General features: G+C 60.9%; 15 protein-coding genes. 6 read left to right on the forward strand and 9 right to left on the reverse strand.

What is annotated here, in order from left to right; all coding sequences use genetic code 11:
• Nucleotides 1–211: 211 nt before the first annotated feature.
• The 4 genes from GGD40_RS26645 to GGD40_RS26660 all read right to left on the reverse strand — a co-directional run bounded on the left by GGD40_RS26645 (nucleotide 212) and on the right by GGD40_RS26660 (nucleotide 2,905).
• Nucleotides 212–562 (reverse strand): DUF4148 domain-containing protein, encoded by a 351-nt coding sequence (locus GGD40_RS26645; protein WP_179745659.1) that lies wholly within the window; start codon nucleotides 560–562, stop codon nucleotides 212–214.
• Between the two features lie 64 nt (nucleotides 563–626).
• Entirely contained in the window at nucleotides 627–776 is a 150-nt protein-coding gene (locus tag GGD40_RS26650) for a hypothetical protein (protein ID WP_179711599.1), read from the reverse strand.
• 220 nt (nucleotides 777–996) lie between these two features.
• Nucleotides 997–1,818 carry a LytR/AlgR family response regulator transcription factor gene (locus tag GGD40_RS26655; RefSeq protein ID WP_179711598.1) on the reverse strand — a complete coding sequence of 274 codons (822 nt, stop codon included), beginning with the start codon at nucleotides 1,816–1,818 and terminating at the stop codon, nucleotides 997–999.
• Between the two features lie 7 nt (nucleotides 1,819–1,825).
• Entirely contained in the window at nucleotides 1,826–2,905 is a 1,080-nt protein-coding gene (locus tag GGD40_RS26660) for a sensor histidine kinase (protein WP_257030587.1), read from the reverse strand.
• 425 nt (nucleotides 2,906–3,330) lie between these two features.
• Here GGD40_RS26660 and GGD40_RS26665 point away from each other — a divergent pair, with 425 nt between their 5' ends.
• Nucleotides 3,331–3,855: a DUF3455 domain-containing protein gene (locus GGD40_RS26665; protein WP_257030588.1), complete on the forward strand. Its 525-nt coding sequence runs from the start codon at nucleotides 3,331–3,333 to the stop codon at nucleotides 3,853–3,855.
• 30 nt (nucleotides 3,856–3,885) lie between these two features.
• The gene (yfcF, locus tag GGD40_RS26670; RefSeq protein WP_179711595.1) at nucleotides 3,886–4,518 is read left to right on the forward strand and encodes a glutathione transferase; all 633 of its coding nucleotides are present in this window, start codon (nucleotides 3,886–3,888) and stop codon (nucleotides 4,516–4,518) included.
• Nucleotides 4,519–4,556: 38 nt separating this feature from the next.
• Here yfcF and GGD40_RS26675 read toward each other — a convergent pair whose 3' ends face one another.
• Nucleotides 4,557–5,822, reverse strand: coding sequence for an MFS transporter (locus tag GGD40_RS26675; protein ID WP_179745660.1), 1,266 nt, complete (start codon nucleotides 5,820–5,822; stop codon nucleotides 4,557–4,559).
• A gap of 113 nt (nucleotides 5,823–5,935) precedes the next feature.
• Between GGD40_RS26675 and GGD40_RS26680 the strand changes: the two genes are divergently transcribed.
• Entirely contained in the window at nucleotides 5,936–6,916 is a 981-nt protein-coding gene (locus tag GGD40_RS26680) for a LysR family transcriptional regulator (protein ID WP_179745661.1), read from the forward strand.
• On the opposite strand, the gene GGD40_RS26685 is transcribed toward GGD40_RS26680, so the two are convergent.
• Both GGD40_RS26685 and GGD40_RS26690 read right to left on the reverse strand, forming a co-directional pair.
• Nucleotides 6,876–7,769 (reverse strand): DMT family transporter, encoded by an 894-nt coding sequence (locus tag GGD40_RS26685; protein WP_179711589.1) that lies wholly within the window; start codon nucleotides 7,767–7,769, stop codon nucleotides 6,876–6,878. The genes GGD40_RS26680 and GGD40_RS26685 overlap by 41 nt on opposite strands.
• 121 nt (nucleotides 7,770–7,890) lie before the next feature.
• Complete coding sequence (locus tag GGD40_RS26690; RefSeq protein WP_179745662.1) at nucleotides 7,891–8,850, reverse strand: AraC family transcriptional regulator; 960 nt, start codon at nucleotides 8,848–8,850, stop codon at nucleotides 7,891–7,893.
• Nucleotides 8,851–8,976: 126 nt separating this feature from the next.
• Between GGD40_RS26690 and GGD40_RS26695 the strand changes: the two genes are divergently transcribed.
• Nucleotides 8,977–10,059 carry a zinc-binding dehydrogenase gene (locus GGD40_RS26695; RefSeq protein WP_179745663.1) on the forward strand — a complete coding sequence of 361 codons (1,083 nt, stop codon included), beginning with the start codon at nucleotides 8,977–8,979 and terminating at the stop codon, nucleotides 10,057–10,059.
• Between the two features lie 26 nt (nucleotides 10,060–10,085).
• Here GGD40_RS26695 and pdxR read toward each other — a convergent pair whose 3' ends face one another.
• Nucleotides 10,086–11,633, reverse strand: a complete 1,548-nt coding sequence (gene pdxR, locus GGD40_RS26700; RefSeq protein ID WP_179745664.1) for a MocR-like pyridoxine biosynthesis transcription factor PdxR — start codon at nucleotides 11,631–11,633, stop codon at nucleotides 10,086–10,088.
• Between the two features lie 140 nt (nucleotides 11,634–11,773).
• Here pdxR and GGD40_RS26705 point away from each other — a divergent pair, with 140 nt between their 5' ends.
• Both GGD40_RS26705 and GGD40_RS26710 read left to right on the forward strand, forming a co-directional pair.
• Entirely contained in the window at nucleotides 11,774–12,511 is a 738-nt protein-coding gene (locus tag GGD40_RS26705; RefSeq protein WP_179745665.1) for an NAD-dependent epimerase/dehydratase family protein, read from the forward strand.
• Complete coding sequence (locus GGD40_RS26710; RefSeq protein WP_257030590.1) at nucleotides 12,508–13,074, forward strand: cupin domain-containing protein; 567 nt, start codon at nucleotides 12,508–12,510, stop codon at nucleotides 13,072–13,074. The genes GGD40_RS26705 and GGD40_RS26710 overlap by 4 nt, the downstream gene beginning before the upstream one ends.
• A 3-nt stretch (nucleotides 13,075–13,077) precedes the next feature.
• Here the strand turns inward: GGD40_RS26710 and GGD40_RS26715 are convergent, their stop codons facing one another.
• Nucleotides 13,078–13,926: a hypothetical protein gene (locus tag GGD40_RS26715; protein ID WP_179745666.1), complete on the reverse strand. Its 849-nt coding sequence runs from the start codon at nucleotides 13,924–13,926 to the stop codon at nucleotides 13,078–13,080.
• Nucleotides 13,927–13,981: the final 55 nt, after the last annotated feature.

Genomic DNA, 13,981 nt, shown 5'->3' on the forward strand with positions numbered 1-13,981 from the left:
TGGAGTAGAGGACGTCCGGCCGACATCCGCTTTATCAGTCGCTATATCGGCACTCGATACAGGATCTTTATATGTCTGATGAATGTTATGCGAGATAACTTGAATTAAAGCTTTGAAACTACGTAATAGCGTAGCGAATGACACACTGTGGGATCCTGCTTACCCAGGCTGCTTACCCAGGCTTTGTAGCAGGATCCTGTGCACGCACTATTCAGCTACCGAAGTACAGATTGCAGTAGCTGACCGGCCCGACACAACCGGCGTTCATCGTTGTATGTACCGGACGGCCTGACGACGAGCTGCCGTTCTGAGCTACACCGCCATACGACGATTGCGTCGCTTGCTGCGTGTCTTGCGCGGCAACCTTCGCTTCGGCTGCCTGAATGTCGGCGGGGTAGGTGGCGTCGTCGCTCGTTGACGGGTTGTAGCCAGCCTGTTCGACACGTACCAGATCAGCGCGCACTTCAGCGCGCGTCACCGGCGTATTGGATTGAGCGAAGCTGAGAACAGGAGTAGCCAATGCGCCAGCGGCGAGAGCGAAACAAACGAGAGCGTTTTTCATGATTCAGTTTCCTTTAAGACGTGGTGAATTACCGGGCAACGATTGCCCCATTGAAGTTGACACGTTAGCTACCGAAGTACGGCGTGCAGTAACCTGCGGGGCCGACACACTGCTGTGTTTTCGTGTGAGCGACTTCCTTCGCGGACGCTTGCGTCATGACGCCGGCCGAAGCAGCGAAGATCAGCGCGAGTACGATAAAAAATTTTGCTTTCATCTGGATGCCTAACTAGTTGGAGATTGAAGAGTCCTATCTGCGTGATTGAAAATCCCTCCTCGCTCGCTTACCGCTGCGTACTGCTCGCGAGGCGAAGGCACCACCTCTACCCTTGTGCCCTCGTTCGCGGCGCTTGTGTTTGCCGCCGTCCATGCAAGGGCAAACACATCGAATCGCCGCTTATTCCAATTATTTTCTTGCCGACGAAATGACCCGAACCTTACATTCCCCTGAACAGGTGGGCGTACAGGCGACTAACGACCAGCCGGCTCGGATTGCCGCGCAGGGTCAGCGTCAATTTCCCCGCCTCGTCCCGCTGGGCGGTCTCGATGGCCTCGCAGCGCACCACGGCGCCACGGTGGATCTGCCAGAACCGCTGCGGATCGAGTTGCGGCAACAGTTCCCGCAACGACAAGCGGATCAGATGCTCGCGTTCAGCGGTCACGACGCGAATGTATTTGTCGGCAGCTTCGAAGAAGAGAATGTCGTCGATGGGGACCATCGTGATCGTGTTCCCGGCACTCGCCTGAATCACGCGCAGCGGCGCCGCAGCAGGCGTTCTGCGCGACGGTTCCGGTTGACCGGCGGCCAGCAGTTCGCGCATCTGATCGACAACCGTATTCAGCGAAGCGGCCGCCGCTTGTGGCGGTTTGCGGTCTTGCAGGCGCTCTTGCAGACGTGCGCAGGTTTTCGCGAGGCGCTCGGTCTGCACCGGCTTCAGCACATAGTCGAAGGCGGAGCGTTCGAATGCCTGCAGCGCATATTGGTCGTAGGCGGTCACGAACACGATCAGCGGAAAGCGCTTGCCGTCTTCGGGCCAATCTTCGGTTAGCGCCTCGGCGCACTCCAAACCCGTCATGCCCGGCATGCGGATATCGAGGAACAGAATATCCGGCTGCAAACTCAGCGCCTGTTCCGTCGCCGTTTCGCCGTCGCCGACACTGGCGACGATCTCCAGATCAGGCCACAGCCTGAGCAATTCGGCTTGCAGGTTGGCGGCCAGCAACGCCTCGTCTTCCGCAATTAAAGCTGTCGTCTTCATGATGGTTTTACCGTTGATACGGAAGCGTGACGGTCGCGAGAGCGCCCCCTTCCTTGTCCGTTGCGGGAATCAGTTCGATGTGGCCGGCGTGGCCGTAGAGTGCTTCGAGGCGCTCGCGGACCTGTTGCAAGCCGAAGCGTGCGCCGTGCTCCGGCAGCGCGTCGAGTCCAACGCCTGTGTCGCGTACGGTGAGGATCAGCGACCCACCTTCAAGCATGGCCGTTACTTCGACACGGCCGCCTTTCACCTTCGGCTCCAAGCCGTGCTTGATCGCATTTTCGACCAACGGTTGCAGGAGCAAAGGCGGCAATGGCAGCGTAGCGAGTTCCGCCGGCAATTCAAGCCGGATTTGCAGCCGTGAGCCCATCCGGATCTGCATCAACGCAAGGTAGTCGCAGATGCGCTCGAATTCCGTTGAAAGCGGATGCAGTCCGGTACGCGACGCCTCGAGCGTAGCCCGCAAATAAGCGATCAAATGATCGAGCATGCCTTGCGCACGCGGTGCGTCGTGGCCGATCAGCACACGCAGATTAGCCAGCGTGTTGAACAACATATGCGGCTCGAGCTGCGACTCCAGCAACTTCAGGCGATTTTCCGCCGCTGTGCGCAGTGCCGCTTGTGTACGGGTTTCCATGGCAGCCATGCGAGCACGTGCGTAGAGAAAATAGTTAATGCCGATGGCCGGGACCAGTGCCACGACAATGCTGAGAAGAACCATTCGCGTGTCCGCCGCGATAATCAGAGGCTCGCGATGCGTGCCCGTGAGCAGATCGCCGAGAGCGACGCCCGCAAAGTACCCCACGATCAGCGAGCCGACGATCCACGGCGCCATCAAACCCCAGCCCGGCCAGTTGCGCTTCGCGTCGAGGTTCTCGGGAAAGCGCTTACGCAGCCAGTAGGACAGCCCGTGACGTCCCGCGACGATCAGCGCCTGAGTGAACGACACGACGAGAAAGGCGTACATCAGATCTTTCATGAACGACTCCTCGTAGATCGTGCTGTACAGCCACGCGCTGCCGACGGTGGTCGGAATCGTCACCCGAAGCGTTCGCAGCAGCCATCGAGGTGGGGTCGTAAGTAGGTTCATTGCGCAGTATCGAATCCGGGGGTTGGTCATAACTCAGATAACAGGTCAATGCTTATCACATTTCCCGCCATACCGACGAATCTTGTTCGTCGCGTGGTCAATGGAAAGCTCGTCGATGGCATGTTGGCGTCCCGCTATCTGTGGTGTGAACCTGCTGTGACGCCATCTTCGCGGGCATGCCGATGCCGCGCCATCGCGTTGCGACGAACGGCGCCTGCATGTCGCGAAATGAAGCTACTCGGCGCGAAGTGCAGGTCTCACACATGGCGACGCGCAACAGATCGGCCATAACGACAGCCGGATAGCGGCCAAACTCAGCGCGGATATCCTGTCGTCGCGTACTATCTGGACTATCGAATTCGCCTGGCCGCTTCTCCGCCAGGCCGTCCTTCGGCGTTGCACGTCATCCCGTCAAGGTGAGACCCATGTCCCAGCGTTTCCTGAAGCCGTCCCTGGCAATCGCCATGCTGTCTGTGCTGGCAGCGTGCGCGACACCGTCGTCCGCGCCCGTCAGTTCTTCCTCCAACTCTTCCATTACGCCGCCGCAAGGTACGCGAGCGATGACATTGGCCGCGTCCGGCGTGCAAAACTATTCGTGCGAGTTCGACGCGCAGCATCGTCTGGGATGGGTGTTCAAGAGTCCGCAAGCGATACTGTTCGATACGAGTGGTCATGCTGCGGTTCGTCACGGCGCAGGCCCGTCTTGGGAAGCGGAAGACGGTAGCAAAATCGTAGGTCATGTGCTTGCACAGCAACCGAGCGAAACACCGGCAAGCATTCCCCAACTGCTGCTTGAAACGCATGGCACCGGCGCTAACGGCACACTTGCGGATGTCCGCTACGTGCAGCGTCTGCACACTGTCGGCGGATTGGCGCCCCAGGCGCCGTGCTCGACTGAGCATCAGATCGGAAGTTCGCCCTATCTTGCCGACTACGTGTTCTACCGGTAACCGCCCAATTCAACGCCCAAGGAGAGTGTTTTGCCAGAAGGTCTTCTTCATCTTTACACCGACGCGCAATTTATTAGCCCCTACGCCATGTCGGTCTTCGTAACGCTTCACGAGAAGCGTTTGCCGTTCGAGCTTTCCACGATCGATCTCGCCAAAAACGCGAATCATGAAGCGGGCTATGCAGCCCAATCATTGACGCATCGCGTTCCCACATTGATACATGGCGACTTTGCTCTGTCGGAGTCGTCGGCGATCACTGAATATCTCGACGAGTCGTTTCCCGAAACGCCCATCTATCCGCAAGCGCGATTTCACAAAGCGCGAGCGCGCCAGGTACAGGCGTGGCTTCGCAGCGATCTGATGCCGATCCGGCAAGAGCGCTCCACGGAGGTCGTGTTCTATCGCGCACCGGCCGCGCGGCTGTCCGCTTCCGCCAACGCCGCTGCTCAAAAGTTGTACTCATTGGCCGAGACGTTGCTTTCCAGCGATTCAGCGAATCTGTTCGGCGAATGGTGCATTGCCGATCTGGATCTCGCGTTGATGCTGAATCGTCTCGTGCTAAACGGCGACGCAGTGCCAGAGAAATTGGCCGACTACGCTACGCGTCAGTGGCAACGTCCGTCAGTGCAGCGCTGGCTCGAACTGGAGCGTCCTCCGCTTTGAAAGCGACGACCGGGCGCGGCGCAGTGAGCTTGGAGAAATTAAAGGCTGGCGCCCGCACGGCTCGCCGTACGTGAGCGGCGGCCGTAAGCGCTCATCATCACGAAGCTGATCACAAAGCTCACACCACCGACAAGAAGCAGCCCGGTCTCTCCAAACAACGGCAGCAGATTCGTCAACAAGCCGGTGACCACCCACGCCACCGCCATGACTGATCCGGCAATACCGAGCGCCCAGCCTTGCCGTTGTTCGCTGACGGCGTCGGAGTAAGCGGTGTACATTGTTGTGTACGCCACCATGTCGAAACAGCCGACTAGCGTGGCGAGACACCACAACACGATCTCCTGCGGAAATAGCGCGGACAGGATCTGACACACGCCGGCGATTAATAAGCCGGTCTTTGCAATGTCGACCACGCCCCAGACCCGGAGCATGAGCCGCACGACGAACAGCAGACCCAGCACGAAGCACACACCGATCAAGCCGCTGAACAAGCCGAGTTGCAAGCTCGAATAGTGGAATTTCGTTTGTAGTAATAGCATGATGGTCTGCAAATACAGCCCATACCCCACCTGCATCAGAAAGAAGACGACCGACAGAAACGCTACCTCTTTATGCATTGCCGCCTGATAGACGATACGCAGCGGCAACAACAGATCGATGCGGGTCGCGCCCACCGCCTGCGCCGTATCGCGATACGAGCATGCGGTCCAGATCGCGCACGCGGCCGATAGTCCGCCGACCAGCAGGAAGGGCGTCCCATAGTTGAATATCGGCGCGACGGTTCGATCCGACGTGACGCCGCCCAGCACCGGGCCAACGATCACACCGGCGCTAAACGCAAGCGACATGATGCTCATGTTGTAAGCCTTGTTGTCGGGCGTACTCACGTCGGTGATTGCCGCTTGCGCAATGCCCTGGCAACCCGCCATCAGCCCGCTCAAACCGCGCCCAAAGAGCAGCAGCCAGACACTGCCCTGAAACACGCCGAGCGCCATGAGAAAGTAGCTGGCCGATAGACCGGCAATGCACAGCAACAGGATCTTCCGTCGACCGTACCCATCCGACAGATTGCCCATCAGCGACGAGCCGAAGAACATAAAGAACGGATAGATGCCGTAACCCAGCCCGAGGTAAAAGTTGCGGAGTTGCGGCGTAGCATCGGTCGCCAGAATACCGGCCTGCGGATCGTTGAATATCGCCGACATCATCGGATAGACGAGGCCGAATCCCATTGCATCGATCGCGATGGCGAGCAGACACGGGCCGAGAAGCTTGAGGTTGAGTTTCGATCTGGATAGGGACATTCTCGCTCCGTAGGCAATGACTCGATACCCGCAACGGTAACGTTCACACTAACCCTGCCGGTAGGCCTCCGCAGCCGATAACAGCTATCGGTGGAACTGATACGATACGGCGCATGGACCTATTGGCGGCAATGCGAATCTATGTGCGGGTAGTGGAACGCGGCAATATGTCGAGGGCCGCGCGCGACCTCGCCATTGGCCAGCCTGCTGTTAGCGAGCGTATTGAACGGCTGGAACAACATCTCGGCGTCAAACTGCTTCGCCGTAGCACGCGCGTCGTCTCGTGCACGGATGAGGGCAAGCTCTTTTACGAACGCTGCAAGCAGGTTATCGACGCAGCAGATGAAGCCTGCGCCGCCGTGTCGCAACAGGATCCCGCACTGCGCGGCGTGTTGCGTATCGCGGCGCCGCAAGGTCTCGGCGAAATCGTATTGCCGCGCATTCTGCTGGGTATTCGTGAGCAGCATCCGCAACTCAACATCGATCTGATACTGAACGACCAGATGGTCGACCCCGTCACCGAGGGCGTGGATATCTCGTTGCGGCTGGGACAACTGGGGGAAGGCAGTTTTATCGCTCGTCCGCTGGGACATGTTCGGCGGGTACTGGTAGCGGCCCCTGCTTATCTTGAGCAATACGGCTTGCCGGATCATCCCGATGAACTGATCGCGCATCCGTTCATCCGCGTGATGGGTCTGTTCGGCGACGACATGCTGAGGCTGTTCGATGAACAGAAAGCGCCGATCTCCGCACCGGTATCGCCGGCTCTCAGCGTGAGCCATTGGCGGCCGGTTTACGAGTTGTTGTTGGCGGGCGCGGGTATCGGTGTGCTTCAGGAACCCGTCTGCGCCGAGGCGATTGGGAGCGCTCGTTTGATTCGGCTGCTACCTCGATACACCGTGCCGGGTTTTGAATTGAATGCGCTGTGCGCGCGTCCTATTCCGTCGAGAACGCGCGTGATCATGACCGTGCTGGAAAGAGAAATCCCCGCAGTACTCGATAACTTTACCGCCGACTACACCGCACCGAGTGCGGCACGCAAAACGCGACCCATTAAGCCGACGCCGCCTGTCGCGGGCGATCCCAACGTTTGACGAGACTCGCAACCATCCCAATCGTCACGACCGCGATACCGGCCAGCGTGAGCGAATGAGGTTGCTCTTTCAACAGCAACGCGGCCTCAATCGTGGCGAGGAGCGGCACCAGCGCGGCAAACGTCGCGCCAATAGCCGGTCCCAGGATCGAAACGGCCTTGCTGAAGAAGTAAAGCCCCAGTATCGACACCAGTACACCTTGATAGACCGCCTGAATAGCAATGGCGGCAATCGGCGCATGCAAGAGCGGCGATAAACCTCGGCTCAGAACATAGAACGGACAATAGAAAAGCGCCGAGCCGACCGATACGATTGCTGTCGCGCGAATTGCGCTGACGGCGTATCGCTTCGTGGTGACGTTATAGATCGCCCACAGCAGTCCACCCAAGACAAACAGCGTGATGGAAAACGCGCCGCCCGTGTTGGACAGGACATCGAACGCGGCCATGCTCATGCCGAACAATACCGTCAGAATGCCGATTTTCTGCGCCGTGGAAAGCGTGTCCTTGATCACGAACCTGCCGAGAATGGCCGTGAATGCAATCATGCTGCCGGGCGTCAGCGCGAAATAGCCGACCGGCGCGCGGCTCAACGCAGTAGCGACTAGCAGGATATAAGGCGCACCCACGCCGACGACCATCACCAAAGCGGGCACAAGACCCAATCCGTTAAGCTTGCCTCGAAGCAATACCGGTAATAGAAGAATGCCGGAAACGATGAAACGGACGAAAACGATGTCATAGGAATCCAGCGTCGAATGCGTGACGCCGAGACGCGTCACGACCGGAAACCCTCCCCAGATCACAGCCGCAATTAATCCATAGCCAATGCCGGCCAGTCTCTCGTTTGTCATTGTTTTCCTTCGTCATGTTCCGTACCGCAAGCCCACGGTTTCGAACTCATGCCGGAAGGATGCAGCGGCGCGATGCGTGCGTCCAATACATTGTTGGCGTGCGATTAGGTCGGGAAAGCTCTTAGTGTTCCAGCGCCGGCGCTCCCACCCTCCCCTCTGCCGACTGCGCATTCACCCGAAATCTCCCCGGACTCACCCCGGTGTACCGCTTGAACGCGATACTAAAAGCCGTATCCGACTGGTAGCCAATTCGTGAAGCGATCCCCGTCAACGATTCGTCGGAATGCTTGAGTGCGGAACGCGCGATCGTCATACGCCACTGCGCGAGATATTCGACCGGCGCACTCCCCACCTGACTCCGAAACCGCTGCGCAAATGCCGTACGCGACATCCCGACCGCCGACGCCAGACTCTCCACCGTCCAGCGCTCGCCGGGCTGCGCATGCATCATCGACAACGCGCCGCCTATCTTCGGATCGGCCAACGCGCCGAGCCAGCCTTCGGGCTGTCGCGCCGACGCCAGATAAGCGCGCAACACGTGAACCAGCACGAGCGCCGCCAGACCGCTGCGCGCCACGTCCGCACCGACATGCAAGTCATCCGTCTCCCAGTTGAGCAGATCGAGCACACGCGATAACGCATGCGTGCCGACATCCGACGCGCGCAGATGAATCAACGGCGGCAAGTGCCGCAGCAACAGATCGCTGACGTCGTTCTCGAACGTGAAGCGGCCGCTCGCGAGACTAACGCTTTCGTTATCGCCCTCGCCCTGAAAACGCACCACGCCATTGCTGCTGCGAATCGGCTGAAACGCGGCGGGACCGTCGAGCGCGGGCCGGTTCGGGTCGCTGGCGGAATAGAACGGCTGACCGTCGGTGAGCATGTAGAAGTCGCCGCGTTCAAGCACTACCGGCTCCGCGCTCCCTTCGATCCACAGAAAGGAGCGCCCTTCGAGCATGCCGCCGAATTTGATGTGCTGATACGAAGGGAACCGGAAGCTCCATGCGCCTCGTCCCTCGAATCGCGATGTCAGGATACTGCTCACGCGCAGCATCGAGAGTACGTCGGATAGAGCATCCATAAATGTACGATCGAATAAGAATCAGACCGTTTTGATTATAGCCAGCAACGAAGGCCAGCGCGATTATGAGCTCACTTTCACGGCGCCATCCGCGTCGTTACCTGAACCTCATCAAGGAGTACTCGCATGAAAGCCTGGCAACTCGAACGTCTCGGTGGAACACTCAGCCTGATCGACCTGCCCATTCCCGAACCGCGCGCCGGTGGCGTCGTGGTGCGCGTCGAAACGTCGTCATTGCTGTCGTATATGAAAGACTACGTGGACGGCAAGCTGTCGATCTATCACACGCCGGATCGTCCGTTCATTCCCGGCGGCAACGGTATCGGTATCGTTCACGCAGTGGGCCCCGGCGTCTGGCATCTGAAGCCCGGTCAGCGCGTGGTGTTGTCGTCCCATTTCGTCGCGCAGGAGAACGTCGCGACGCCTGCGGAGATGCTGCTCGGCATCACGGCCATCAGCCCCGACTCGGGCCCGATGCAGTCGGACTGGCCGGATGGCACGCTGGCCGAATACGCGTCGTTTCCAGCCAGCGCCGTGACACCCGCGGACGACCTGGCGCCATTGAGCGCTATCCAGCTCGCCATGACGACGCGCTGCATCGTGCCATTCGGTGGACTGTTGCGCGGCAGGCTCGCAGCAGGCGAGACGGCGGTCGTGTCGGGCGCGACGGGCGCCTACGGCACAGCGGCGATCATGGTTGCCCTCGCGATGGGCGCGGCACGCGTCGTGGCGCTCGGGCGCAATGCGCGTGCGCTCGAAGCCGTAGCGCAACTCGGCCCTGCGGGGCGCGTCACGACAGTCGCGGCAACCGGCGACGTCGACGCGGACCGCGACGCGATTCGCCGCGTCTGCGGCGGCGGTGCGCAACTCGCGTTCGACATGGTCGGCAACGCGGGCGATCCGAACATGACGCTCGCCGCGCTGCGCAGTCTGTCGAGAGGCGGCCGCCTTGTGGTGATGGGCAGCATGACCGTGCCGCTGCCGGTGCCGTACACGGAAGTGATGTTGAACGGCTGGGAGATCCTCGGCCAGTTCATGTATCCGCGCGATGCCTACCGGCGTCTGCTGGACCTGATTCGCAGCGGACTACTCGACATCGCACCGCTACGCCCGCTCGTCTATCCGTTGAATGCGTTGCCTGAGGCGATGGCAGCCGCGGCCAACGCCGGCAATCTCGAGTGCGTCGTCATGAACCATCGCGATGAATGAGCCTTGGCGGCGCTGACTGTCAAGCCTCACGACAGCGCACGCGCCAACGCGATCACCCCTGACGCAATATCGTCGACACCGACCGACGCAAATCCCAGCACCAGCCCCGCCGGCGCCGGTCGGTCGACCGCGTAGCGCGACAGCGCTCGCGTTTCGATGCCTTCGAGCGCCGCGCGACGCACTACTTCGTTGTCGTCGGTGCCGCGCGGCAAGAAGGCCGGCGCGTCGAGTCCGGCAATGATCGGCGGCACCTCCAGCAAGCCGGCAAGATGCCGCGTCACGTGAGCCGTCAACGCCTCAGCTCGCTCGCCGTAAAGCACACGCATGCGCCGGATATGCCGGCCAAAATGGCCGTCGGCGATGAATTCGTGCAGCACCGATTGCTGATCCAGCGGCACATGTCGCGCCGTCAACGACAACGCGGCCACGAACGGCTCGACCAGGCGGTCGGGCACGATCGCATAGGCGGTCCGCAGCGCGGGAAACAGCAGCTTGCTGAACGTGCCGCAGTAGATCACGTGGCCGTCGTCGTCGAGGCTCTTCAACGCGGCGAGCGGATTGCCCGCGAAACGGTATTCGCTGTCGTAGTCGTCTTCGATGATGACCGCGCCGCGCTCATGCGCCCATTCGAGCAGCGACAGCCGGCGTTCGAGCGCGAGCGGTGGCCCCAGCGGCGCTTGCCGCCCGGCCGTCACGAATGCGAGACGCGCGTCGGGCGCATGCCGGCGCGCCCATTCCACATCGAGGCCGCCCGGGTCGACCGGCACACCGATCACGCGTGCGCCCGCAGCCTCGAGCACGAAGCGCGCGCCAACGTAGCCGGGATCTTCGATCCACGCGGCGTCGCCGGGATCGAGCAGCAGACGCGCAGCCAGATCGATCGCCTGCTGGACGCTGCCGAGCATCACGACGTGATCCGCCGAACACGCGATGCCGCGCGACATGCCCACGTAACCGGCGATCGCTTCGCGTAGTGGCCGGTAGCCCTGTGCTTCGCCATCGCCCAGCAGATCGCGCCGGGTGCGGCGCGCGCGTTTGGCCGCAATGCGCGCCCATAGTTCGAATGGAAACGCGTCGAGGTCCGGTTGGCTCGCGCGGAAAGCGCGCGCCGGGATCGAGCGACCGCTCAGTTGAAATGCGCTGCGGGCGAGCAGGCGTCCGCGATTGGAAAGCACCACGGCGGGTCGCTGCGCGCCGCTGTCGTCGTCTTTGCTTTTGTTTTTGCTTTTGCTTTCACGTACTGAAGAGCGTCCGTCGCGTTTCTTGATCGACGTTGGCTCGCCTCGATCACCCCTGTCGATGCGCCGATCCGGCAATTCAGCCGCGACGAAACTACCGCGCCCTACCGCGCCCGCCAGATACCCTTCCGCGTCGAGTTGCGCGAACGCGCCCAGCACGGTTCCGCGCGACAGTTCGAAGCGCGCCGCGAGATCGCGCGTGGAAGGCAGCCGTGCGCCCGGCGGTAAGCGGCCGCTCAAGATCGCTGCGCGCAGTTCGTCATAGAGCCAACGCTGCAGCGACACGCCGTCCGGTCTTGGCGCCAATGCAAGTTCAATCTGTTCTGCCCGTCGCACTCGCTTCCTCGTCAAATTGGCTCAATCTGTTTCTCGATAATGGACCTTTTCGGCGACCATTAACAACCCTATTCTGCTCTTCGTCGGAAGCACGGCTTGCCGTCGCGGACGTTCGCTATCGCTTATGGGAGAGAAGAGGAATGGCACACAAGGTATTTGTTGCAGGCGCAACCGGCGCGATTGGCGCAGCGCTCACGCCGCTGCTGATCGAGGCGGGCTACAAGGTCTTCGGCAGCACGCGGCGTGCGGAGCGCGCGAAACAACTCGAAGCGGCAGGCGTCGTGCCGGTCGTCGTCGATGTATTCGACGCGAATGCGCTGCGGGACGCACTGTGTTTCATCGCGCCACTTAGCGTGATTCATCAACTCACGGATCTGCCTGCCGGGCTCGATCCCGCCCGGATGGCCGAGGCCGTGCGGAACAACGCGCGGATACGCGACGAGGGCACGCGCAACCTGATTGCCGCCGCCATCGCGGCCGGCAGCAACCGGCTGATCGCGCAAAGTATTGCGTGGGCGTATAGGCTAGGCGCTACGCCGTATGACGAAACGTCGCCGCTCGATGTCGATGCGGAAGGCGCGCGCGGTATCAGCGTGCGTGGCGTCGCGGCGTTGGAGCGGCAGGTGCTGGAAGCCGCGTCGTTGAATGGCACGGTGCTGCGATATGGACAGATCTATGGTCCAGGCACTGGAGCCGATACGCCGAAAGGCTCTAGTCCGCTGCATGTCGAGGCTGCGGCGTACGCGGCATTGCTTGCGCTTCAGCAAGGCGCTGCGGGTGTGTACAACATCGCGCAAGACGACGCGGAAGTCACCAGCGCGAAGGCAAAACGTGAGTTGCGCTGGCGAGCGAGCCTGCGTCGGGTGGCACGTGTATGAACGCGCGCATGCTGTCGTGTCTGTCGTGTTTGTCGTACCGACCGAATCTGACGGCCGGTACGCCTGCGCTATTTGCAGCGCTCGCCGTGGCCGTGCTGTCGCTCGGTCCAGCGGCGCCTCGCTCGGCGTTCGACTGGTTCGCCACGCTTTGCGGCGGTACCCAGGGCAGCGGTCCGCTGCTGTCCAGCGGATCGCTGAATACAAATGCGAACGCCAATGCAGCGAGCCGGCCGGCGTCGATTATCAAGGTGTTGTCATGCGAGGCGCTGCCCAATGCGCCAGGCAAATCGATCACGACGATTACCGTCGAGTATCCGCCGCTCGCGTTCACGCCGGCGCATCGTCATCCGGGCTCGGTGACGGCCGTCGTGCTGCAAGGAACGGTGCGTTCGCAACTAGGCGGCGGAGCGGCAATCAATTACGCCGTGGGCCAGACCTGGTTCGAACCGCCGGGCACGCTTCACGTGTTCGCCGAGAATTCCGATCCGGTTCATCCGGCGAAACTGCTGGCGACGTTTGTCGCGGATACGGGGTGTGGGGCGTTGGTATTGCCGCCGGATTGACGGCTAGAACGTGGGCTGTTCCGGCGGTATGCCATCGCGCGCCCAGGTCGACACCAGGAGACCCACGCCAATCGCAGCAGCACTGATCAGCCAGGGAATGACGTCGCTCCAATCCCAGTTGATCAACATTTTGGGGTACAGGGCATGGCTCATCCAATCGCTCGCGCTAAACATATAAGTCGAAAAGCCGGACCAGACGACGAGCACGATTCCTGTCTCCCTCGGCAGACCTGGCGTACGAGGCGCCAGCGAATGCGATAGCAGGAGCAGTGCGGCGAAGACCAGCATCAGCGGCCTGGGTCCGCCAAGCCAACCGGTTGACGTGTGCGGTAACTGTCGCGAGAAGACTTCCATGATGACGACATACGCACCGAACGACGCGACGATATGCAGAAGAACAGGCGGGGTCTTCCAGGCTGCAAAGGGCGCCTCGATCATGCCCGGCGACTCGAGGTAGCGGGCACCGGGACCCACGAACAGGGTCGTCATCAACGCTACACTGAAAGCACAAGTCGCGACAATGAACTCGAACTTCAGCGTCGAACCAAACGCGAACATCAATCCGGCGCTGAGGACCGAAAGCCCGACATACCAAAGTCGTGCGCGCCGATCTCCGGCGAAGAGCGCACGCGCGATACGATAATTGCCATACGTCATGGCTGCCTGTACACACCACTGCAACGGTATCGACAGCGATGTCCCCGGGTAAAGCGCCACCTTGCCGAAATATCCGCCGGCCAAAGCCTGAAAACCTGTCGCCACGACGCTGAGCACCTGGAACAGGATCCAATAGCCGACGAATGAAATGACAACGGGTCGCGGTGTGGTTTTGTTATTCGATACGTCAGCCATGGTGTTTAAAAGGTGGGTTCCGTGATAGCGAACAAAAGACGCCCACCTATTATCG

It is taken from the genome of Paraburkholderia bryophila, assembly GCF_013409255.1.
GTDB lineage: Bacteria > Pseudomonadota > Gammaproteobacteria > Burkholderiales > Burkholderiaceae > Paraburkholderia.

Coding starts and splice junctions, on each gene's coding strand:
- GGD40_RS26650 (WP_179711599.1), bottom strand. CDS start 776: ATGAAAGCAAAATTTTTTATCGTACTCGCGCTGATCTTCGCTGCTTCG.
- GGD40_RS26695 (WP_179745663.1), top strand. CDS start 8,977: ATGAAAGCCTGGCAACTCGAACGTCTCGGTGGAACACTCAGCCTGATC.
- GGD40_RS26655 (WP_179711598.1), bottom strand. CDS start 1,818: ATGAAGACGACAGCTTTAATTGCGGAAGACGAGGCGTTGCTGGCCGCC.
- GGD40_RS26675 (WP_179745660.1), bottom strand. CDS start 5,822: ATGTCCCTATCCAGATCGAAACTCAACCTCAAGCTTCTCGGCCCGTGT.
- GGD40_RS26680 (WP_179745661.1), top strand. CDS start 5,936: ATGGACCTATTGGCGGCAATGCGAATCTATGTGCGGGTAGTGGAACGC.
- GGD40_RS26690 (WP_179745662.1), bottom strand. CDS start 8,850: ATGGATGCTCTATCCGACGTACTCTCGATGCTGCGCGTGAGCAGTATC.
- GGD40_RS26710 (WP_257030590.1), top strand. CDS start 12,508: ATGAACGCGCGCATGCTGTCGTGTCTGTCGTGTTTGTCGTACCGACCG.
- GGD40_RS26705 (WP_179745665.1), top strand. CDS start 11,774: ATGGCACACAAGGTATTTGTTGCAGGCGCAACCGGCGCGATTGGCGCA.
- GGD40_RS26715 (WP_179745666.1), bottom strand. CDS start 13,926: ATGGCTGACGTATCGAATAACAAAACCACACCGCGACCCGTTGTCATT.
- GGD40_RS26660 (WP_257030587.1), bottom strand. CDS start 2,905: ATGAACCTACTTACGACCCCACCTCGATGGCTGCTGCGAACGCTTCGG.
- GGD40_RS26665 (WP_257030588.1), top strand. CDS start 3,331: ATGTCCCAGCGTTTCCTGAAGCCGTCCCTGGCAATCGCCATGCTGTCT.
- GGD40_RS26685 (WP_179711589.1), bottom strand. CDS start 7,769: ATGACAAACGAGAGACTGGCCGGCATTGGCTATGGATTAATTGCGGCT.
- GGD40_RS26645 (WP_179745659.1), bottom strand. CDS start 562: ATGAAAAACGCTCTCGTTTGTTTCGCTCTCGCCGCTGGCGCATTGGCT.